Genomic DNA, 19132 nt, shown 5'->3' with positions numbered 1-19132 from the left:
CGGGTTTTGATGGCACGGGTGCGAGGGGTGATCTGGATGCACACGGACCATCTGGCCGCATCACCGGGCCAGGGATCCGGGAGTGCCGCTGCGGGACGGGATGCGACCGGGGCTGCGGGCCGCGCGTCCGCAAGAGAAAGAAGAGCAGAACATGACGGATACATCCTTTCACGGCGCGTTGCTCTGGCCGCTGCCGGCCGAGCTGCAAGGTGGCTCGAACAACCGCTATTTCATCGACACGGAGTTCACTGACTTCCGGCATTGCCAGCTGGTCAGTCTCGCCATCGTTGGAGAGAACGGGAGCGAGTTCTACGGCGAGCGCACCGACTTCGATCAGGCACGCTGCAGTGACTTTGTCCGCAAGGTGGTGCTGCCGCAGCTCGACCAGTTTGAGGGGTGCGCGATGCCGTTTGACCGGCTGCGCGAGGCACTGCGCGCATGGCTCGGCAGCATACCCGGCGACTCCGGGCCGGTGCTTTGCTACGACTGCGAGACGGACCTGAACCTGTTCCGGTTCCTGCTGGGCGGCCCCCTCCCACGCGGCTGGCGTGTCGAGAATATCGCGGGCCGTCGCGACCGGGAACGGCGCGCCGAATACTTCGCCCGGCATGGCGGCGAGCATCACGCGTTGCATGACGCTCGGGCCAACGCGTACGCGTTGGCTGGCTGAATGCGGTGGCCGATGCGGCCGTTGGAGACCACGCTTCCGGGGCGGGCGAAAACAACCTTTCCATGAAAAATCACAGGTATCAGGCAGGAGACCGGGATGACCGGAGGTCACGAGTGGATTCCGCGATCCGGCGCACTGCGGATCGGGCAACGCCTGCGTGAGCGTCGCAGGGCGTTGGGATTAACCCAGGCCGAACTCGCGGGCAGGGCGGGTGTGGCTCAATCAAAATTTGTGCACTGGGAGAAAGCGGGGTTGCCCAACGCCATTGCTACAGCTACCGTGAACGCGCTGGAAGTTGCCCTGCAGGTGCCGCAAGGATGGCTGCTCAGTCATGACATGCAGCCGTTGCCGGATCCCGTGTTCAATGCTGGAAGTGCAGCCGCCCGAGAACAAGGGGGTGACCTCCAGGCGCGAATTCCCCCGGCCCGGTGCAGGGAAATCGGCCCTCACGCGAGGCGGCTGCGCGAGGAGCTAGGCCTTTCGGTTGCGGAAGTGGCGCGCGCCTGTGCTGTATCAAATCCCACGCTGTTGCAGTGGGAGCAGGGGACGTTTCCGAAGGCGCTTACCGCGGAGCGTCTGCGCGCCTGGGAGCGTGCACTCCTGCTCGCGCCGGATCAACTGCTGGCGCCTCCGGCGGCACATCCAGGGTTGCGCGATGGCAGATGGCGCGTGGTCATAGAGGCTGAAACGCTCGAAACCGCAATCCGTCGCGTCGCGGAATGTCTGGCCACCCGCGGACGCAACCTGGTCAGGCCGGAGCAGTCGCTGGATGCAAAAGCCGTTCGGAATGCCGACCTGCTTGCGCACCGGTACGGCATCGGCGCGCATCGCTGGCCACTGGTCGACGTCGCCGTCGCGTACGGCATCACGCTCTCGCACGCGCACCAGACCATTGCCGGCATGATCGTGAGGGCGGCACAGTTCGAGTTTGGCATCGCGGTGCTGGACGCCATCGTGGAGGCCAGCGCGGCAGGCCTTCCGTCGACGACCGCTGTCGCCGATCGCCGCATGCGTGACCTGCTTGGGCCGTCGCTGTCTATGGAACGCGCTGCGGCATTCACCAGTGAGATATTGTCCCGGCGAATTGCTCGCGCTGATGCCCGCATGGCTGCGGCCTGTACCAGCATCCCACAGTAAGCGACGAATGTTCTGTTGAGCGCGCAGTCGATCGCGGTGCATGTACGAGCCCTCGACCGGGTGTGCGTCCGCAGGACTGCTGCACCGAATGAAAGGGTCATCAAAAGGAGAAGCGGATGCTTCGAGTCACCATTGAGTTGCTGCCCGGTGGACGGGAAAGCGGAAAGCGTGTCATCGCGACGGCGGATATCGCCCGGGTGAGTGGCGGGGCGCTCGCGGATTACCGGGTAGCCCTGGAAGATGCGGTGCTCGGTGAGGTAGGCGGGCGCGTTATTGTGCGCAGTTATCCGAGATGGGCGAGCAGTGTGTGGAACCTCGTTGCGCGCTGTCTTGCCGCTGCACTGAACGAGGGTCGCGAAGAGTTGCCACCGAGACCTGCGAAACCGGAGGTGACGGTTCGAATGAACGACGCGGGCTACCGTTACGTGCGTCTGGATGAGATTCCCGAGCCTGCCAGGACATTCTTCGACCAGACGCTGGCCGGTTCGGGCATTCCTGATCACGGCTGCGCTTACGCGCACGACTGGTTCGATTTTCTCAACGGCCAACGCTGATGCCAGAGGCACTAACCGGCCAATTTGAGACGTTCGACGCATTGCCCAAGATGGTCAACAATCGGAAGTCCAGCTTGAGATGAATGGGTCGTCGCGCATCATTCGAATCGGGCCGACGGGATAAGCCTAGGGGGCGGCGAGAATCGGTCCCCACCGACGCCTTACGCCTGAGTGAGCGATCCAGCTTCTGGCCTCGCGCACCGGGCGATTCTGTGCAATTGCAATTGCAAGTGCTCCTTTTGCGGGACGCTCAGATGAGCAATACCGAGCCACCCTTCTCGACGTACGCCTGCAGCAAATGATGGGCAATGGCGAACGGCTTGGGCGTCGACAGACCATTCGCATGCGTTCCCGCGAGCATCGCCGCAACCTCCTGGCGCGAGAACCAGCGGGCGTCTTCGAGTTCGTCCGTATCGACGACGATGTCGGTATCGCTCGCCTGCGCAAAGCAGCCGATCATCAGCGATGAAGGAAACGGCCACGGCTGCGACGCGAAGTAGACAACCCGTGCACACTTCACGCGAGCCTCCTCCATCACTTCGCGGCGCACGGCGTCTTCCGCGGTCTCGCCCGGTTCAACAAAACCAGCAAGCGCCGAGTACATTCCAGGGGCGAAATGGCGCTGGCGTCCGAGCAGACACCGTTCGCCGTCTATCACCAGCATGATCACGACTGGATCCACCCGCGGGAAATGGCGTGCGCCGCAAACATCGCAGATGCGTTGCCAGCCGGCCGTCGTGACGCGGCTTACAGAGCCGCAGTTTGCGCAGAAGGAGTGGCGGCGATGCCAGTCGAGCATCGACTTCGCCTCGGCCAGTATTCCGAGCGCTCCCGCAGCGACGAGGTCTTGCAACGCGAGCGAGCGAAGGTCGATGCGGTCATAGCCGGTGCCTGGCGATGGGTCCTCTGGCGCAAGGTTGAGCGCGAAGCCGAGCGCGAAGCGTCCGCCGCCGTTGGTATCCTCCCCGAGGAAGACGCTATGAAGCGGCTGGCCAAACGCAGCGGTCTCGCTGGCGACGAACCACGGGTCATACTCGCTGCCTCGCTTGAGCATGGGGACGTCGCCGTCGAAGACGAGAAAGCGCGCGGCCGGGTCGCTACGTAGATGCTCGACGAAGGCGTGGTCGTCCCGCTTGTCGGAGCGGCGGTCGAGCGGATTGAAGTTAAAGCCGATGGACGCGGAAAAGGCGGTCATCAAGGTCGTTGACATATGGGCGATGGGATTCGCAAGTATGGCACGGGGTTCAGTCCGGTAGCTCGCCGAGGTTCGGTCGGCGTCGGCACTAAGGACGCCGGCCGGCAACTTTCGGCCATTCGACATCGGCGCCTAGATCGCTAAGAATCGACACCGCATAGCAATGGTTTCGGTTGCCTTCTCGACCGTAGACGGTGATGCCCGTTGTCGTGCGTGGCGGAGCGCTTGTCCCTCGCGAACGGACAATCACAAGCCGGGGTGAACGATCACGATCGGGTTCGTACGTCGGTGCGCACAAGGTGGACAAGCCGGCCATTGTGCGCGGCCACATCGATGGTCTCGGGGAAGTGGAGACTGAACTGACCTGAGCATGGCGTGGAACAAATCCGTCGGTGCGTTGACGAACCGCTTGATGATGCGCGGGTGAACAGCGCCTAAGGTCAGCACAGTGAACGAACATGTAACACAGCGCGTGTTGCTGTAGACCAAATGGCGATGCCGCGCGTTGATCAAAAAAGTACCGGGGCACAGGAAAACGCATAACGTCCGCGCTCGACGCAACAAAGTGTGCGCGTGCAGGCAGGCCGTCCGGTGCAGCAGTGAGATTGTTCGATGAACAAGACGATTGGTGTAACGGAGCATGACGAACTGTGCTGAGCAGCACTGCAAGCAAGAGGATGCCGCCAGAATAGGGAAGGCAGTGGAGAGGCGGCAACGTGGCCCTGCAAGCGCTGCGCAATCGTTGTTATGCGAGCGCAAAATTGTAGGTGAGCGAATCTGTGATTCCAAGTGATGAATGTCGGGAGGCGGGCACGGCGCGATTTTCGCAACGTAGTTCGTGAAAAAAAATTTAAAAGGGTTTAGGATGAATTCGAGCGGTCGGCGATTTAGACAGTTCGTATCGCTTAAGAAAGTACGGCTCGCCATCGGTCTGCAAACTATCCGGCGAGCCGCGTTCCAACCTAGTCGCTAATGAGGTTCAAATTGAACCCGTATCTTGTTTTGTCGTGGGTCTACGCCGTCGCTTCCGCGACGTATGCAATTCTCGCATTTCATCACCCTTAAAGGAGGCTAACCCCGATTTCGGTCGGGGTGCCTATCGACAACTTAAATCTACCACCGGACGTCGGTTTGTCAATATACAAGTGGGGCTAATTTTCACTGTCAAAACGGGTGTTTCCAAATTTGACCGCTAAAGTACCTCTGCTCACAAAAGCAGAGGCGAAGCTATGCGTGGGCCTAGTGCTCTAGGAGGCTCACGGGCGAGTGTTGCGCGAGATATAAGGATTGACGGCGAACTCGGACTCCACGCTTGCCGAAACGTCGGCAATGACGCCAACGGTCGCCAAATCGCTCGGCTCCCAATCGTACCCCGAGGCGTTCTTGCCATCGGCCCCAATGGGGACCAAAAATGCTCGCATACCGGCTTTATAACCATGATGAGCGGGCAACCGTCGATTCACTTCCGAGATGAACTCTTCAGGCGAAATAACTTGCTTAGCCATCGGTGTGTCCCTTCTATGTTGTTAGCCGGTGTACTTTGTAAGTGCCAGCCAATCTTTGCCACGTTGGGTAATCACGAGGCCACCAAGTGCGGCATCCGTTGGTAGGTTCTGCGCCCTAGCAAATCCACGCGACATCATCCATTCCGAAACATCGAAATCGACCGGAGATCCTGGCTTCTTCGATAACTCGAGCAATTGATCCATGAAGCGTCGATCCACCTTCTCGATTTCGTCTGCCATTCCCGCCTCCGCTCTCATTGTCTTGGAAATCGTTGCATGAATGGGTGCTTGGCATTTGCGCCGAGGGGAGCCTGATCGCCGACGGCTCGCTGGGGTGATTTTTAGTGCGATTTGGTGCTGCAGCCTTGGCTCAATGTCCGTTTCGGTGAACGGCGAGTGTTGGCTCGGGGTCGATCTGCGACCTTCATGGCTTGGAGGAGGTAGGTCCGAGTCGTCGGATCATCGCGGCAAAACATGTCGTCGCATCATTGCGGCGATAACGCGGGTTATCACCGCACTGATGTGGCATTAAATGCACTCCTAATAATGGAGATTGTCGGGAGAGGGGAGCGGTAGCGGTGGGTGGCCCCAAAGGCGCGAACCCGCGGGCCGTGATCGTTGGAAGCTCTCGGTCGAAACGAATGCAGCCGCTGCACGCATGGGACTGCAGAAGTTGTGCAACGGAAGCGAATTTGCTGTGGCCTACCGATGCGGCCGACTGCAAATGAAGGCCCGGATAGTCAGAGCTATCCGACCCTTCGTTTCCGGACACGGCGGCCTAACGGGTCGGATCACGTCAGTAAATGCCGCGCAATCAGGGCGCCGTTGTGCAGCCAGTGGGCAGTCGGCGATTTCACAACCGGATCGGCGCGATGCGGCCCGGACGCCGGACAGCACGCAGGGCGCAGACGCGAAAGGCGCGACCGGCAGCGGGCGGTTCATCAGACGTACCCGACGGTGCGCGCGGGCGCGCAGGCGCCGACCACTTTTCCCGCCGGCGCGTCGCCGGAGCGGGCTGCGCCCGCCTGCTCATCAAATCCATGCCGCTGATACGGGCGATCGACAGCACAAGGATGCGACCCAGGGCGCAGGCCGGCTTCATGGCGGCGGCACACAGCGGTCATGCTCCGACGTGCGTGCCTTGTCTGTGTCGTGGATCCAGTCGGGCCGCGCGGCCGATTGCGCAAAGGCGCGCCGATCGGGTAGGGTGGCGACATCTCCACAACCTCAACGAGGCAAAAACAATGAACAAGCAGGAACTGGTAGACGCAGTGGCCGCGAAGACGTGCGAGAGCAAGGCGGCGACGGGGGAGACGCTTGACGCGGTGATCGCGGCGATCACCGGCGAGGTGACGAAGGGCGGCACCGTGCAGCTGGTCGGGTTCGGCTCGTTTTCGACGGGCGCGCGTGCCGCGCGGGTCGGCCGCAACCCGGCGACCGGCGCCGAGATCCAGATCCCTGCCGCGAAGACGGTCAAGTTCACGGCGGGCAAGGCTTTCAAGGATGCAGTGAACGGCGCCTGAGATCTGGCACAAGCCGTCGGCCGGTTTCGTGCCGGCGGCACCTCTGCCTGCCACGTTGCCGCGGCAGGTTGTTCGCGACGGTGGCGAAAAGTCGTATCCATGCAGAGGGCCTGGACCTGGCAATGTCTGCCTGGTAGCATCGGTGGCGAGATGCCGCGATGTACCGCGGCCCCTGCGATTCGCTGCATATCTATATAGATAGCCGTATGGAAAAGAAACGATTGCGGATCAGGCGGGACCCGCTGTGTCCACCGATCGGTGCGCTGTTGCGCTACCGCACGCGCATCGTGCGCGTGATCGCCGAAGCGCGTGGACAGCGCGCGATGATCGAGTCACTTGATACGACGGGCAGGACATTTGTCAGCACCATCAAGTGGAACAGCCTGCGCGAGCTCGGCGCCCAGCTGTTCTGAGTCGGGACGCCGTGCCGAAGCGGTCTGACGACCATCCTAAAAATCCAGCTGGTCCGGACACTCCGGCTCTCGAACTTCAATATGACTACCGGCGCCGCTCACCTGACGACGTGCAGCACGTCACGTCGCAGTGGATGCGGAAATTGGCGGCTTTTATACTGGCGCGGATGTCAGTCGAGGAAACACTATGCGGCGCGTGACCGTCCGGCGATCGTCAATTCACGGCAAGGGTGTATTTGCGATGCGACCAATCGCAGCGGGCGAGCGCGTGCTCGAGTACAAGGGTGAACTCACCGCGTGGCGCGATGCCGTTCGCCGCCACCGGCGCGAAGGCGTCGAGGGACACACGTTCCTTTTCGGACTGTCGGATGGGCGCGTCATCGATGGCAGTCGCGGCGGCAATAGCGCGCGCTGGCTGAACCACGCGTGCGAGCCCAACTGCGAGACCATCGAGGATGAGGGGCGGGTTTTCATTCACACGCTGCGGACCATCGAGCCGGGCGAAGAACTGTTCATTGAATATCTGCTGGCCATCGACGATCCTTCGGACGAGGAACTCCGGGCGCAATACGCGTGCCGGTGTGCCGCTGCGGGTTGCCGTCAGTCGATGCTGGCGGACGCAGCGTGAGTGAGTTGGTCGGGGAAAGGAGGGGCAGTCCGGCCGCGTTGGAAGGCAGCGACGCCCTGAAGTCGCCGGCTGATGGCATTGTCCAGATCAGCATGGACGCGGTTTTTCATCTTGATGTGTTGAAACCGGCCTTGCCAAGGGGAGATGCATCCGACGGATATCCTGTCGCAAACACGAAGAAACAGATGTCGCTGGATCTTGAGGACTTGCAGTGACGTCAGCGCGCGGCGTCTCCCGAATCAGGGGGTGGTCTTATGCGGAAGCGGAAGTCCGCAGGAAAGATGAGTGGGGACTCGGGTCTGCCGGAACTGCTGAACCGGCTTGAACTGGCATTGGCGGGAATGCCCGATCGCACGTTGACGCTGAGGTGGCCGCGCGCCCTGGCGTTCGCGATGGCGCTGAGGAGCGCCGTGGTATCACCTGCGGCTACCGTACACCGGCTCGGCGCGCGTACGCCGTCGCCCAGCGACAGCTTCCAGTTCTTCTCGCCGAGCTCAAAAACCATGTACAGCCGGGCGGCCACCGTCGTATCCTGCCCCTGAAGGGCTGTGTTGGACGCATTCATTTGCATGCTCCTTCGGAGAAAACGAGTCTGGAAATCCCGTTTTACTCCAGCGGGCTTACTTTCACAGCCCTCCCATAGCATCTAGTGTGCGGCACCGTGTGCGAGATAATGCCTGAACTCGGCCTCACGCGTTAGCTAGAAACCTCTTCAAGAGTGACTCCTTTGGTTTCCTGGCCTAATACGGCGATGGTCACTGCTGAGATGAGGAAACAGATGGCCCCCATGGCGAAGACGCCGCTTTGTCCGGTAACCGGAAGAGCTACTCCAATAGCATACGGACCAATGATGGAGCCAAGCCGGCCAACAGAAGAGGCCATGCCTGAACCCGTTGCGCGCGCGCGCGTTGGATAAAGCTCAGGAGTGTAGGCGTAGATTACGCACCACATGCCGAAGAAAAAGAACTGCATGGCGAGACCAGCCATTACGACCTGAGCAATGGGCAGGTGCAGAGCGGCGCATTGTCCATAGATATACGCGGTCAACGCGCTACCTAGCAGCATGAAAATCGCAGCCTTCTTTCGGCCCCAGGACTCCAGCAACCACGCTGCGAAGAAGAAGCCTGGAATACCTGCCGTGGAGATGATAATCGTATAAAAGACGGACTTTGTTGCCTGATAACCAGCAGCCTGGAGCAGGGCGCCCAGCCAGGACGTCAACCCATAATATCCGAGCAGGGTAAAGAACCAGACAACCCAGAGCATCAGAGTGCGCACAGCATACGGAGCTCGCCATAGCTCGGCAAAGATGGCAAACACGCCTCGCTTCGTCGTTTCGCCGACAGCCGCGACTTTCGGAATGGAGGGCAACTCGGTGCCGGTGGCGCGGCGAACCTTGTTTTCAATGGACGCAACCACTTTCTCAGCCTCAACGTTGCGGCCCACTGCCTCAAGCCATCGTGGCGATTCAGGAACCAGACGGCGAATGATGAGCAAAAATGCGGATGGGATCGCGAATGCGATGAACACGCCGCGCCAGCCGATTTCGGGCAGAAGGAAATAGATTAAGACGCCCGCCACCACGAAACCGACTGGCAGGAAGCCTTCCAGAATGGCGCTGTACTTCCCGCGATACTGGGTCGGCAGGAACTCCGAAACCATCGCGAGAGCGATCGGCAGTTCCATACCCATACCAACGCCCAAAAGCACCCGCGCGCCGACCAGTTGATTGAAGCTATGCGAGAGACCGCAGAGCAAGCTTCCCACTCCCCAGATGATCATGCTTACCTGGAACACCGGTTTCCGGCCGATCCGATCGGAAACGACACCGGCGAGCGCTGCGCCGACGAACATACCGAGGAAGCTGGAACTGGCAGCCAGCCCCGCTTGCGCGGTGGTCAATCCGAATTCCGCTTTGATCGAGCCGAGGACGAACGTCATAGCGGCAAGATCCATCGAATCGAACAGCCACGCCGTGGCAATGATAAGAAAAATGCCGCGCTGATAGCCGGTCATCGGGAGCCGTTCGAGGCGCCCCGCGACATTGACCGCTCCAGTGAAATTTTCAGCTTTCATACTTAGGTTTCCTAGACAATATAAACAGAAAATCGTCCTGGTCGACGACATCAGAGCGGCGTCAAACAAGAATCCTTATGGACATCAGTAATATATTACGTGGCGAATGGCCGACGACATGGTAGAAAACCCTTATGCAAGTCCAGCTGTGTAGCCATCCTGAAAAAAACTTCTGATATATTTCATGGATGCGCTGCCTACGAGCTCGCCATTTCGAGGGAAAAATGTTGCAAGTTCCAAAGTCAAACCCGTCGCTCGCTGACCAGGCTCACCGCAAGCTGGAAGAGCTAATCGTCACGCTCGAGCTTCCACCTGGTAGCACGTTCAGCGAATTCGCTCTGAGCGATCTCGTCGGAATCGGGCGCACGCCGGTGCGAGAGGCAGTCAAGCGGCTGGAAGCATGTCGTCTTCTGGAGACGGTGCCGCGGCATGGCGTTCGCGTGTCGAAAATTGATCTCTACGAGCAATTGCAAGTCGTCGAACTGCGTTCGGACCTTGAACGTCTCATTTCGTCCTGGGCTGCAAAACGCGCTCTGCCCGCCGAGCGCAATCAGCTTCTTGAAATGGCAAAAGCATTTGAAGATGCAGTCAAGCGCGACGACGTTCATGCATACCTGCGCACAGTCTTCGTTGCCAACCAGTACATCGCCGAGTGTGCTCGCAATCCCTTCGTGGCGGCGGCCATAGCACCGCTGTTCGGGCTTTCTCGACGCTTTTACTACATGTACCACGATGAACTTGCGAACCTTTCCGAAGTTTCGCGACTGCACGCGGATCGTGCGCGCGCAGTCGCTATGGGCGATGCGGACCTGGCTGCAAAGGCCGCAATGGCATTGATGGAGAACATCGAAAATTTCACCCGCATGGTTTTCATGCGGGAAGTAGGTCGGGGATGAGGCTAAAGAGCGCTTCCGTGCGATCGCATGAGGTCGCGCACGGTCTCGCCTGAAATATCGCGAACCTGCAGTCGGTTTTCAATTGAATGCGCGGCGGCAAGGCCTGCGGCTTGCCCGTACTCAAAGCACTGCGCTGTGACCCGAGCCGAGGCAAGGGCTTCATGCTCCGCGCTCAGACAGCGACCTGCAACCAAAATGTTCTCGCCTACCGCAGGAACCATCGCCTGAAACGGCACCTCATAATAGTCGTCAAGCAACCAGTGAAGTTTGGGACGCTCGCCGACGTGGAGTTCGATGGGCCAAGGTACGCGGCAGATTCCATCGGGACGCTTGCGGCAGTCAAGCACATCTGTATTGCGCAGCGTTTCCACACCAACGATGGAGCGCGTTTGTCGGATACCGGCCTCAACTCCAGTATCAATCACGTAGCTGTCCTCGCACCCTACGACGTTTTCTGCAAAAAACTTCGCATATTCCCGGACCTGCTGACGGCCGAGAACTTCTGCCTGTGTGAAGTCTTCGGGGTCGATGACGTTCAGCATCCTCCCGTCTTTTGCCTGAAGTCGCGTGGCGTTTACGAGCAGTTCGTTCTGACGGGGAGTCGGGAACACCCAGATTTTTTCGCGCGGCAACGTGTACCGCCCCTGTGTGTTTCCATCGCGGATGCGTTCGCTGACTTCTGGTGAGCAAATCGTATCAGCTCCCCAAGCCTCGGCAAACCGCTTTGTGTCAACGTTGCCCAGGCGGAAGAACATCGTCGGATTCTGAATCTTGCCGTTGTCCCCGAATGTGTAGCTGCCGGCCGCCCGAGCAACGACAGACGCGTCGCCCGATGCGTCGACCACGACTTTCGCGTGGATCTGACTACGGCCAGCGGACGATTCGACCAGCAGACCCCGATAAGCCCCTTGGTCGATGAGCACGCCGGTTACGACGGTGTGGTACAGGATGCGGACCCCGGCCTCATTCAGGAACTGATCGGCCGATTCGCGCCACACGAGCGGATCATGGGTGACAGTCCATGTCTTGCCGTAGATCTGAGGAGCGGTGAGTCCGCCGCGCTGGCTCAAACGCTTACGAAAGCGCTCAGTGAAGCCAAACACAACCTGCTCCGGCGTACGGATCTTGTCGCTAGCGAGATACATTCCGCAAATGGTGCCGGACATACCAGCAACGGCTGCCCCGCCGCAGAAGCCGTAGCGTTCGATCAGCATCACGGAGTGACCAGCTTCGGCTGCAGTAGTCGCGGCAGCCACACCGGCCGCGCCACCACCTACGACGCATACGTCAACCTCCGCAAGTACGGGCACATCTCCGAAGGACACAGTGTGGTGAATCGTCTCCCATGACGGGAAGTATCGATCAGATGCCATTGTCGGTCTCCTAAAACATTTGCAATATATTACAAGAATTATCTAGCGCAACCGTACCACATGCAGCGCAGAGTTTTCCAGCGAAAATCCCTGCGTATATGGGTTAACACCGATGACTGTGGTGTACATTAGTAATATATTACAACCTGGCTGGCGATTTACGAACGGTTTTGGCGAAGGAGCGTGAAGATGTCAAATGAAGGGACGCGCGTGTTGGGCGTGCATATGGAAGGCGGGGTTCTGGTGCTCACCATCGATCGGTTTGCTCGCCGAAACTCGATGGATCAAGCTTTGGTCGATGCGCTGCGCGAGTCGCTTTGGGATGCGGATCGCAATCCCGAGGTCAAGGCATTGGTTCTGAAAGGGCAGTCAGGGGGGTTCAGTGCGGGCAGCGACCTCGCGTTCATCTCAAACCTCACGCTTGAAGAGATGGGGCGGTTCGAGCAGGCGTGCGGCGACGTGGGTCGACTGATTGGATTCATCTCAAAGCCGGTCGTCGCCGCGGTTTCGGGTTTTGCGATCGGCGGTGGTTTTACACTGGCCGCATGCTGCGACATCGTCGTTGCAGGACAAATGTCGCGGTGGAGCATGCCTGAAGTGCCGCTCGGTTGGCTTACACCGTGGGGCCTGAAGCCGCTGATTGAACGAGTGGGCAATGTTCAGGCGCGCAAGCTTTGCTACTGCCTTGAAGAACTGAGTGGCGTCGAAGCGGAGAAAATCGGCTTGGTCGACTATGCTGTCGACGATAACGACGTCGAGGCTTTCGCGCTTTCGACTGCACAGAAGCTCGCTGCTTTGCCCGCGCCCGCAGTCTCGGCGACAAAGCGCTTCTTCTCGGGCCAGATGCTGAAGGACGCAGAGGCGATTGATTTCGAAGCTAATCGATTGTTTCTCGAGAATTGTCGCGAACCGGCTGCGCAGCAGACTTTCGAGCGCAAGCGGAAAGGGGGGGCGAAATGAGCAAGGTTTGTTCGGCCGCTGAAGCCCTTCGTTGCATTCGCGATGGCGATGTAGTCGCTAGCACAGGTGTTATTGGCTGGCTGACTCCCGACAGCCTGCTTAAGCAAATCGCAAAGGCCTATCGAGACCAAACTGGACCGGGCAACCTGACGTTCTATTTCCCGGTTGGAACAGGAGACGCGCAAGGCATTCGCGGTATGGACCACGTAGCGGTCCCTGGTCTTATGAAGCGTATCGTCTGCGGCAACTACATCAACCCTGTCAATCCCGTAACCGGGCAACGACCGGCGCTGATGCGTCTGATCCAGTCTAACGAAGTCGAGGCATACGCGTGGCCGATCGGAGCTTCGATGCATTGGCTCCGGGAAGTCGCCCGTCGTAGCCCCGGATACCTGACGAAGGTGGGCCTGGGAAGCTATATCGATCCTCGGCAGGAAGGCGGGCGTTTGAACGCCGCGACGCGCGAGCAACTCGTGCAGGTCCGTGAGTTTGACGGCGAGGAATATCTGTTCTATCCCTCCTGGGACATCAACGTTGCCCTTATCCGGGCGAGTGCCGCCGACGAGAACGGAAACCTCTCGTTCGACGATGAACCACTGCAGTCATCGGCGATTGCTTTGGCGCTGGCAGCCAAGGGGTCCGGTGGCAAAGTGGTTGCGCAAGTCCGGAAGATTGTGCCGCGGGGGCAACTGCAGGCTCACCAGATGCGCATTCCCTCGCCGCTCGTCGACTACGTGACAGTCGATTCTGAGGCGATGATGACCACCGACGTTCCCTTCGACGAACGTTATCTGGGTGGAGACTACGCGGCGAGCGCTCTACCTCCCAGTCCAGGCGGTGCCGACCGCATCATTGCCCGGCGAGCCGCTGCGGAGGTGCGCGAGGGTGAAGTCACCATCTTCGGCTTCGGAGCGTCCTCTGACATTCCTCTAGTGATGGCTGAAGCGGGGCAGTTCGACGGCGATGGCATATGGCGCTATCCGCATATCACGGAGCATGGGGTTTTCGGTGGTGTCGTGATGAGCGGATGGCAGTTCTCCGCAAACATGTTCCCTCAGGCACTGCTCGATGGCGCATACCAGTTCGACTTCATTGACGGAGGAAACTGTGACTTTGCTGCGCTCGCGTTTGCGCAGTTCGACGAGGGTGGACACGTGAACGTCAGCAAGTTCGCATCGTTTAATCCGGGTGCCGGTGGCTTTATCGACATCGCCGCCAACACGCGGCGGCTCATCTTCACTGGCACGTTCACGACAGGTGGTCTGAAAGTGTCTACAGAGGGCAACAGGTTGGTAATCGAACGGGAAGGTAAGTCCCGCAAGTTCGTGAAGCGCGTCGAGCAGATCACCTACCCATTACTAGATGGCGTACAGAAGCGTGGTCAATCGGCGTTGCTGATAACCGAACGTGCGGTCTTCCGTGTCGACGGCGATGGCCTGGTGCTTCAGGAAATCGCGCCCGGCGTGGACCTTGAGCGCGATGTGCTCGGCCAGATGGACTTTGCGCCAAAAGCGGTGGCGCAAGACCTGAAGGTTATGGACGCGACTCTTTTCAGTGCTTGATCTAATTTAATGCAAGGTGACCTCATGTTGATGGATCTGAACGCAGACGAAAAAATGCTGCTCGAAAGCGTGACCGATTTTGCGGAGCGAGCGCTTCGGCCATCTGTCAGACAGTTCGTTGAGCGGCACCAGTTTCCGACCGATCTGGTCAAGCAGTTTGCTCAGCTCGGATTTATGGGTACTGCCTACGATCCCGAGTATGGAGGCGGTGGTTTTGGAGTGCAGGGAGCGGCACTTGTCACCGAACAGCTCGCAAGAGTGGAGCCTGGCTTCGCAGCCATCTATCTTTGCAATAGCGCGCCGATGACGGTCATCTCGCGGTACGGCACCCCGGAAATTAAGCAGCAGTGGCTCGCGCCACTTTGCGCTGGCGAAATGATCGCGTCGTTCGGGGTTACCGAACCGATGGGCGGGTCGGACGTCGCAAGCATCAAGACGCGGGCTGAAGAGGATGGGGACTTCTTCGTTCTCAATGGTTCCAAGATTTTTTCGACGAATGCCGGCACGCCGATGCATGGGCTTTCCACCGTGATCGCGGTGACCGATCCTGACAAAGGTGCCAAAGGACTGTCAACGTTCATCGTCCCCGTCGGTACACCTGGGTTTTCGGTCGGCAAGGCGGCATCGAAAGTTGGTTGGCGAATCGCGAACTCGGTCGAGCTCTACTTTGACAACTGCAGGGTTCCGAAGAGTTACATGGTCGGCAATCGCGGCGATGGACTGAAGCAGATTCTGACTACCCTCAGTATCGGGCGAATTCTGGTGGGAGCCGCAGGCTTGGGTGTCACGAAGAAATGTCTTGACCTCGCACGGTCCTACGGAAATGGCCGACGCGTTGGTGGCAAGCCCATCTTTGAAAATCAAGGCCTGACTTTTCCTCTCGCCGATGTCATGACCAAGGCACACGCGGCAGACTTGATGATCCGAAATGCCGCAATGCTTACGGACGCGGGCCGTGCATTTCGTACGGAGACTTCGATGACGAAACTCTTCGCAACCGAACTCGCGTCTGAAGCGGCGGCGATTGCACTCCAGGTGCATGGTGGTTACGGTGTATTTGAGGACTACGAGGTCTCGGGGCTGCTGGGCGAGGCGAAGGTTCTCCAGATCGTAGAGGGCACAAGCGAAGTTCAGCGACTCATCATCGCTCGCGAACTCTCATCAGACGCTTGACTGGAGATCCCAAATGAAAATCTTGGTTGGTGTAAAAAGAGTAGTCGACTACAACGTGAAGGTCCGGGTGAAGTCGGACAGTACGGGCGTCGACATTGCGAACGTGAAGATGTCGATGAACCCGTTCGACGAAATCGCGGTTGAAGAAGCCGTGCGTCTGAAGGAAGCGGGCGTGGCGACCGAAGTGATCGCCGTGTCGGCGGGTGTGACGCAGGCGCAGGAAACGCTGCGCACCGCGCTGGCGATCGGCGCGGACCGCGCGATCCTGATCGAGTCGGGCGAAGAGCTGCAGCCGCTGGCGGTGGCCAAGCTGCTGAAGGCGCTGGTCGACAGGGAACAGCCGCAGCTGATCATCCTCGGCAAGCAGGCGATCGACGACGATTCGAACCAGACCGGCCAGATGCTGGCTGCTTTGGCTAATCTGCCGCAAGCAACATTTGCTTCGAAGGTTGTCGTCGCTGACGGCAAGGCAACCGTGTCGCGCGAAGTGGACGGCGGTGCGGAAACGCTGTCGCTGACCTTGCCCGCAGTGGTTACGACCGACCTGCGCCTGAACGAGCCGCGCTATGTGACGCTGCCCAACATCATGAAGGCGAAGAAAAAGCCGCTGGAAACGATCAAGCCGGAAGACCTGGGTGTGGACGTCACGCCGCGCCTGAAGACGCTGAAAGTCGCCGAGCCGCCGAAGCGCTCCGCCGGTGTAAAGGTGCCGGACGTGAAGACGCTGGTCGAGAAGCTGAAGACCGAAGCCAAGGTGCTTTAAGTAAAACGCGGAGACGGAACAAATGACGAATCTGGTAATAGCGGAACACGACAACGCGTCGATCAAGGCCGCGACGCTGAACACGATTGCAGCGGCGCAGAAGATCGGCGGCGATATTCACGTGCTGGTCGCAGGTCACAACGCACAGGCCGCAGCGGATGCAGCGGCAAAGATTGCCGGCGTTAGCAAAGTGCTGCTGGCCGACGCGCCGCAACTCGAAGCGGGCCTCGCGGAAAACGTCGAAGCAACGGTGCTGAACATCGCGAAGGACTTTTCGCACATCCTCGCGCCAGCCACCGCTTACGGCAAGAACACCACGCCGCGTATCGCAGCGAAGCTCGACGTCGCGCAGATCAGCGACATCACCGCAGTGGATAGCGCCGACACGTTCGAGCGTCCGATCTACGCTGGCAACGCCATCGCCACCGTGCAATCGACTGACCCCATCAAGGTCATCACGGTCCGCACGACCGGTTTCGATGCAGTGGCAGCCGAAGGCGGCAGCGCATCAGTCGAGAAGATCGAAGCGGCAGCGGACAGCGGCACCTCGTCGTTCGTCAGCCGTGAAGTGACGAAGCTGGACCGTCCGGAATTGACGTCGGCGAAGATCATCGTCTCGGGTGGTCGCGGTTTGGGGAGCGGCGAGAACTACACGAAGGTACTCGAACCGCTGGCGGACAAGCTGAACGCAGCACTGGGCGCCTCGCGCGCAGCCGTCGACGCGGGCTTCGTGCCGAACGACTATCAGGTGGGCCAGACCGGCAAGATCGTCGCGCCGCAACTGTACGTGGCAGTCGGCATCTCGGGGGCGATCCAGCATCTGGCCGGGATGAAGGACTCGAAGGTGATCGTGGCGATCAACAAGGACCCGGAAGCGCCGATTTTCAGCGTCGCCGATTACGGTTTGGTGGGCGACCTGTTCATGCACGTCCCCGAACTAGTCCGAGCGTTAGACTCCTAAGGGCAAGCGGAGCGGAGCTAGGGTGGAGCGTTACGGACAATGGCAGCAATCCGGTGTGAAGCAAAGGCGCGGGCCAACGCCGAGGATGGGGAACTTTGGCGCTGGTTTTCACTGCTTGTGCAAGATTCACGCATCCGGTGGTGCCGTGCCGGCGCTTGCTGGCTCGTATCCGTAGACCATCAACACCTGTCCACGGATAGCGACTTTGATCAGGCAATCCGCACAGCAAAAGCCAAGTCCGAAGCGGCCAAGGCTGGCCGACGGGTTCCACGACCGCCGCGACGTCTGCCTCGGGATATTTAGTTTGCCAGTCGGTCCGCGTGTTCGCGATGCCGGTGTCAAGCCGGCGTTGAATCCGCCTTGGCAGCCCTGGACGGAATTGTGAATCACGCCACGCATCGAGCGCAGACGGCCGTCCATCGCCTCATCCGACGATGCGGCGACTGAACACGCCCAGCACCACGTCATCTTTAGCCGGCCGTCGAGGCAATATGACAAAGCCGCGCCACATCGTCTCTGGACGAAAACACTCTTCCATCCCCGCAACAATGGAGGCAGGCCGACGACTGGCGCCTTGAAACTCCTTTGCAGATGGCCGTTTGCCGATTTCACAGTTTGGCGAGGCCGTCTGAGGGGGCGAGCGTTCTCCACAGTCGACCCAATTGCCTATCGAAATCTGGCGGGCTATGTTGAGACCGCTTTCAAAGTAGTGGCCGTATTGGCCTACCGCAAACCGGACCGGCCAAACTTCGTTGTCGGCAATCAAATGGGATCAATCGTGGCGCCCATCGATCATTTCAATCTTCGAACGTTTGACCTGAACCTCCTCGTAGCGTTTGATGCACTGATTCAGGAGCGAAGCGTGACGCGCGCGGCGGCGCGTCTGCGCGTGCAGCAACCAGCGATGAGCCATTCGCTTGCAACCCTGCGCATGCTGCTTGGTGACGAACTCTTTGTTCGCGTCGGACAGGCAATGGAGCCAACGGCGCGTGCTGCAGCCATGGCCGCACGCGTCAGCGATATCCTCCGGCAAGCGCAGACAACTTTGGGGTCCTTTGAACTTTTTGACCCATCCACGTCGAGTCGGACATTTCGTCTCGCGCTCACTGGCGAACTCGAGGTGCTGCTGTTGCCTTCGTTGTTGGCGCATCTTGAGAGCATTGCACCTGACCTTCGCATTCTTACGCAAGGCGTTGCCGAGCGCTCGCAAGCGCGTCGCTTACTGAATAGCGGTGAAGTCGATCTCGCAATTGGCTGTTTCAGCGAGTTCGATTCATGGCACCGCAAAGAGCTGTTGTTCGATGAGACTGTCTCGTGTTGCTTCAACAGCGACCTGCTTGGCCTGACGCCCCCTATCAGCGAGGGTACGTATCTTGAACTGCCCCACGTTCTGGCATCCTTCGACACCAAGCTCCATGGATGTTTCGAAGACTCCCTAGCGCACCTCGGCGTCAGGCTCAATGTTAAATGTACTGCGCCGAACTATCTTGCAGTTCTCGCGATGGCTAGCGTTGCACCGGTGCTGTGTACCTTGCCGACCCGCCTGGCCATGAAGTACGCAAAGCAGTTCCGCCTTTCGATAGCTCCGGTTCCATTGCCGATGGGGAAATTTCCCACGTGGGCCGTCTGGCACGCCAAGTCTGTGGGCGAAGGCGCCCTTGACTGGCTGCGTGCGCAGATTCGGGAGATGCTTTCGAGCCTCGTCAGGACGGAAGTTGAGGCTCCCGTCCCAGTTTAGTTTCA

The 19132-nt window shown here is 59.6% G+C and carries 20 protein-coding genes and 1 pseudogene; 15 read left to right on the top strand and 6 right to left on the bottom strand.

Annotated features, from left to right (window positions below; all coding sequences use genetic code 11):
- Positions 1-82 precede the first annotated feature (82 nt).
- The 3 genes from AC3WLT_RS08205 to AC3WLT_RS08195 all read left to right on the top strand — a co-directional run bounded on the left by AC3WLT_RS08205 (position 83) and on the right by AC3WLT_RS08195 (position 2361).
- Positions 83-670, top strand: a complete 588-nt coding sequence (locus tag AC3WLT_RS08205) for a 3'-5' exonuclease family protein (RefSeq protein WP_492591397.1) — start codon at positions 83-85, stop codon at positions 668-670.
- A 96-nt stretch (positions 671-766) separates the two neighbouring features.
- Positions 767-1807 carry a helix-turn-helix domain-containing protein gene (locus AC3WLT_RS08200; RefSeq protein ID WP_492591396.1) on the top strand — a complete coding sequence of 347 codons (1041 nt, stop codon included), beginning with the start codon at positions 767-769 and terminating at the stop codon, positions 1805-1807.
- Between the two features lie 116 nt (positions 1808-1923).
- Positions 1924-2361, top strand: a complete 438-nt coding sequence (locus AC3WLT_RS08195; protein WP_492591395.1) for a hypothetical protein — start codon at positions 1924-1926, stop codon at positions 2359-2361.
- Between the two features lie 250 nt (positions 2362-2611).
- Here the strand turns inward: AC3WLT_RS08195 and nudC are convergent, their stop codons facing one another.
- A complete protein-coding gene (nudC, locus tag AC3WLT_RS08190; RefSeq protein ID WP_492591394.1) occupies positions 2612-3556 on the bottom strand; it encodes an NAD(+) diphosphatase in 945 nt (314 codons plus the stop codon).
- A 272-nt stretch (positions 3557-3828) separates the two neighbouring features.
- On the opposite strand from nudC, the pseudogene AC3WLT_RS08185 reads away from it, so the two are divergent.
- Positions 3829-3924: pseudogene (locus AC3WLT_RS08185) on the top strand (2-keto-4-pentenoate hydratase); the annotation flags it as partial.
- A gap of 888 nt (positions 3925-4812) precedes the next feature.
- On the opposite strand, the gene AC3WLT_RS08180 reads toward AC3WLT_RS08185, so the two are convergent.
- Both AC3WLT_RS08180 and AC3WLT_RS08175 read right to left on the bottom strand, forming a co-directional pair.
- The gene (locus tag AC3WLT_RS08180; RefSeq protein WP_492591393.1) at positions 4813-5061 is read right to left on the bottom strand and encodes a hypothetical protein; all 249 of its coding nucleotides are present in this window, start codon (positions 5059-5061) and stop codon (positions 4813-4815) included.
- Positions 5062-5082: 21 nt separating this feature from the next.
- The gene (locus AC3WLT_RS08175) at positions 5083-5301 is read right to left on the bottom strand and encodes a hypothetical protein (RefSeq protein ID WP_492591392.1); all 219 of its coding nucleotides are present in this window, start codon (positions 5299-5301) and stop codon (positions 5083-5085) included.
- A 563-nt stretch (positions 5302-5864) separates the two neighbouring features.
- On the opposite strand from AC3WLT_RS08175, the gene AC3WLT_RS08170 reads away from it, so the two are divergent.
- The 4 genes from AC3WLT_RS08170 to AC3WLT_RS08155 all read left to right on the top strand — a co-directional run bounded on the left by AC3WLT_RS08170 (position 5865) and on the right by AC3WLT_RS08155 (position 7840).
- A complete protein-coding gene (locus AC3WLT_RS08170) occupies positions 5865-6584 on the top strand; it encodes an HU family DNA-binding protein (RefSeq protein WP_492591391.1) in 720 nt (239 codons plus the stop codon).
- Between the two features lie 206 nt (positions 6585-6790).
- The gene (locus tag AC3WLT_RS08165; RefSeq protein ID WP_492591390.1) at positions 6791-6997 is read left to right on the top strand and encodes a hypothetical protein; all 207 of its coding nucleotides are present in this window, start codon (positions 6791-6793) and stop codon (positions 6995-6997) included.
- Between the two features lie 187 nt (positions 6998-7184).
- Positions 7185-7625: an SET domain-containing protein gene (locus AC3WLT_RS08160; protein WP_492591389.1), complete on the top strand. Its 441-nt coding sequence runs from the start codon at positions 7185-7187 to the stop codon at positions 7623-7625.
- Positions 7622-7840 (top strand): hypothetical protein, encoded by a 219-nt coding sequence (locus AC3WLT_RS08155; RefSeq protein ID WP_492591388.1) that lies wholly within the window; start codon positions 7622-7624, stop codon positions 7838-7840. The genes AC3WLT_RS08160 and AC3WLT_RS08155 overlap by 4 nt, the downstream gene beginning before the upstream one ends.
- A 2-nt stretch (positions 7841-7842) precedes the next feature.
- Here AC3WLT_RS08155 and AC3WLT_RS08150 read toward each other — a convergent pair whose 3' ends face one another.
- Both AC3WLT_RS08150 and AC3WLT_RS08145 read right to left on the bottom strand, forming a co-directional pair.
- Complete coding sequence (locus AC3WLT_RS08150) at positions 7843-8190, bottom strand: hypothetical protein (protein ID WP_492591387.1); 348 nt, start codon at positions 8188-8190, stop codon at positions 7843-7845.
- Positions 8191-8321: 131 nt separating this feature from the next.
- Complete coding sequence (locus AC3WLT_RS08145) at positions 8322-9701, bottom strand: MFS transporter (protein WP_492591386.1); 1380 nt, start codon at positions 9699-9701, stop codon at positions 8322-8324.
- Between the two features lie 224 nt (positions 9702-9925).
- Between AC3WLT_RS08145 and AC3WLT_RS08140 the strand changes: the two genes are divergently transcribed.
- On the top strand, positions 9926-10597 hold the full coding sequence (locus tag AC3WLT_RS08140) for a GntR family transcriptional regulator (protein WP_492591385.1): 672 nt from the start codon (positions 9926-9928) through the stop codon (positions 10595-10597).
- Positions 10598-10599: 2 nt separating this feature from the next.
- Here AC3WLT_RS08140 and AC3WLT_RS08135 read toward each other — a convergent pair whose 3' ends face one another.
- Positions 10600-11970, bottom strand: a complete 1371-nt coding sequence (locus AC3WLT_RS08135; protein WP_492591384.1) for an FAD-dependent oxidoreductase — start codon at positions 11968-11970, stop codon at positions 10600-10602.
- Between the two features lie 189 nt (positions 11971-12159).
- Here AC3WLT_RS08135 and AC3WLT_RS08130 point away from each other — a divergent pair, with 189 nt between their 5' ends.
- The 6 genes from AC3WLT_RS08130 to AC3WLT_RS08105 all read left to right on the top strand — a co-directional run bounded on the left by AC3WLT_RS08130 (position 12160) and on the right by AC3WLT_RS08105 (position 19127).
- Positions 12160-12930, top strand: coding sequence for an enoyl-CoA hydratase/isomerase family protein (locus AC3WLT_RS08130; protein ID WP_492591383.1), 771 nt, complete (start codon positions 12160-12162; stop codon positions 12928-12930).
- Positions 12927-14492 (top strand): acyl CoA:acetate/3-ketoacid CoA transferase, encoded by a 1566-nt coding sequence (locus AC3WLT_RS08125; protein WP_492591382.1) that lies wholly within the window; start codon positions 12927-12929, stop codon positions 14490-14492. Before AC3WLT_RS08130 ends, AC3WLT_RS08125 begins: the two co-directional genes overlap by 4 nt.
- A 24-nt stretch (positions 14493-14516) precedes the next feature.
- Positions 14517-15665 carry an acyl-CoA dehydrogenase family protein gene (locus AC3WLT_RS08120; protein WP_492591381.1) on the top strand — a complete coding sequence of 383 codons (1149 nt, stop codon included), beginning with the start codon at positions 14517-14519 and terminating at the stop codon, positions 15663-15665.
- Between the two features lie 13 nt (positions 15666-15678).
- Positions 15679-16428, top strand: a complete 750-nt coding sequence (locus tag AC3WLT_RS08115; protein WP_492591380.1) for an electron transfer flavoprotein subunit beta/FixA family protein — start codon at positions 15679-15681, stop codon at positions 16426-16428.
- Between the two features lie 22 nt (positions 16429-16450).
- Positions 16451-17389 carry an electron transfer flavoprotein subunit alpha/FixB family protein gene (locus AC3WLT_RS08110; protein WP_492591379.1) on the top strand — a complete coding sequence of 313 codons (939 nt, stop codon included), beginning with the start codon at positions 16451-16453 and terminating at the stop codon, positions 17387-17389.
- A 574-nt stretch (positions 17390-17963) separates the two neighbouring features.
- A complete protein-coding gene (locus tag AC3WLT_RS08105; protein WP_492591378.1) occupies positions 17964-19127 on the top strand; it encodes a LysR family transcriptional regulator in 1164 nt (387 codons plus the stop codon).
- Positions 19128-19132: the final 5 nt, after the last annotated feature.

Source organism: Paraburkholderia sp. FW306-2-2C-D06C (genome assembly GCF_058781505.1).
Note: the sequence above shows the minus strand (reverse complement) of the source record. Positions and strands in the feature narration are given on the sequence as shown.

What these genes read in the sequence shown, in the direction of transcription:
- AC3WLT_RS08125 (WP_492591382.1), top strand. Translation starts at nt 12,927, where the DNA reads ATGAGCAAGGTTTGTTCGGCCGCTGAAGCCCTTCGTTGCATTCGCGAT.
- AC3WLT_RS08115 (WP_492591380.1), top strand. Translation starts at nt 15,679, where the DNA reads ATGAAAATCTTGGTTGGTGTAAAAAGAGTAGTCGACTACAACGTGAAG.
- AC3WLT_RS08180 (WP_492591393.1), bottom strand. Translation starts at nt 5,061, where the DNA reads ATGGCTAAGCAAGTTATTTCGCCTGAAGAGTTCATCTCGGAAGTGAAT.
- AC3WLT_RS08140 (WP_492591385.1), top strand. Translation starts at nt 9,926, where the DNA reads ATGTTGCAAGTTCCAAAGTCAAACCCGTCGCTCGCTGACCAGGCTCAC.
- AC3WLT_RS08130 (WP_492591383.1), top strand. Translation starts at nt 12,160, where the DNA reads ATGTCAAATGAAGGGACGCGCGTGTTGGGCGTGCATATGGAAGGCGGG.
- AC3WLT_RS08170 (WP_492591391.1), top strand. Translation starts at nt 5,865, where the DNA reads ATGCCGCGCAATCAGGGCGCCGTTGTGCAGCCAGTGGGCAGTCGGCGA.
- AC3WLT_RS08110 (WP_492591379.1), top strand. Translation starts at nt 16,451, where the DNA reads ATGACGAATCTGGTAATAGCGGAACACGACAACGCGTCGATCAAGGCC.
- AC3WLT_RS08160 (WP_492591389.1), top strand. Translation starts at nt 7,185, where the DNA reads ATGCGGCGCGTGACCGTCCGGCGATCGTCAATTCACGGCAAGGGTGTA.
- AC3WLT_RS08175 (WP_492591392.1), bottom strand. Translation starts at nt 5,301, where the DNA reads ATGGCAGACGAAATCGAGAAGGTGGATCGACGCTTCATGGATCAATTG.
- AC3WLT_RS08200 (WP_492591396.1), top strand. Translation starts at nt 767, where the DNA reads ATGACCGGAGGTCACGAGTGGATTCCGCGATCCGGCGCACTGCGGATC.
- AC3WLT_RS08150 (WP_492591387.1), bottom strand. Translation starts at nt 8,190, where the DNA reads ATGAATGCGTCCAACACAGCCCTTCAGGGGCAGGATACGACGGTGGCC.
- AC3WLT_RS08135 (WP_492591384.1), bottom strand. Translation starts at nt 11,970, where the DNA reads ATGGCATCTGATCGATACTTCCCGTCATGGGAGACGATTCACCACACT.
- AC3WLT_RS08120 (WP_492591381.1), top strand. Translation starts at nt 14,517, where the DNA reads ATGTTGATGGATCTGAACGCAGACGAAAAAATGCTGCTCGAAAGCGTG.
- AC3WLT_RS08145 (WP_492591386.1), bottom strand. Translation starts at nt 9,701, where the DNA reads ATGAAAGCTGAAAATTTCACTGGAGCGGTCAATGTCGCGGGGCGCCTC.
- nudC (WP_492591394.1), bottom strand. Translation starts at nt 3,556, where the DNA reads ATGACCGCCTTTTCCGCGTCCATCGGCTTTAACTTCAATCCGCTCGAC.
- AC3WLT_RS08195 (WP_492591395.1), top strand. Translation starts at nt 1,924, where the DNA reads ATGCTTCGAGTCACCATTGAGTTGCTGCCCGGTGGACGGGAAAGCGGA.
- AC3WLT_RS08165 (WP_492591390.1), top strand. Translation starts at nt 6,791, where the DNA reads ATGGAAAAGAAACGATTGCGGATCAGGCGGGACCCGCTGTGTCCACCG.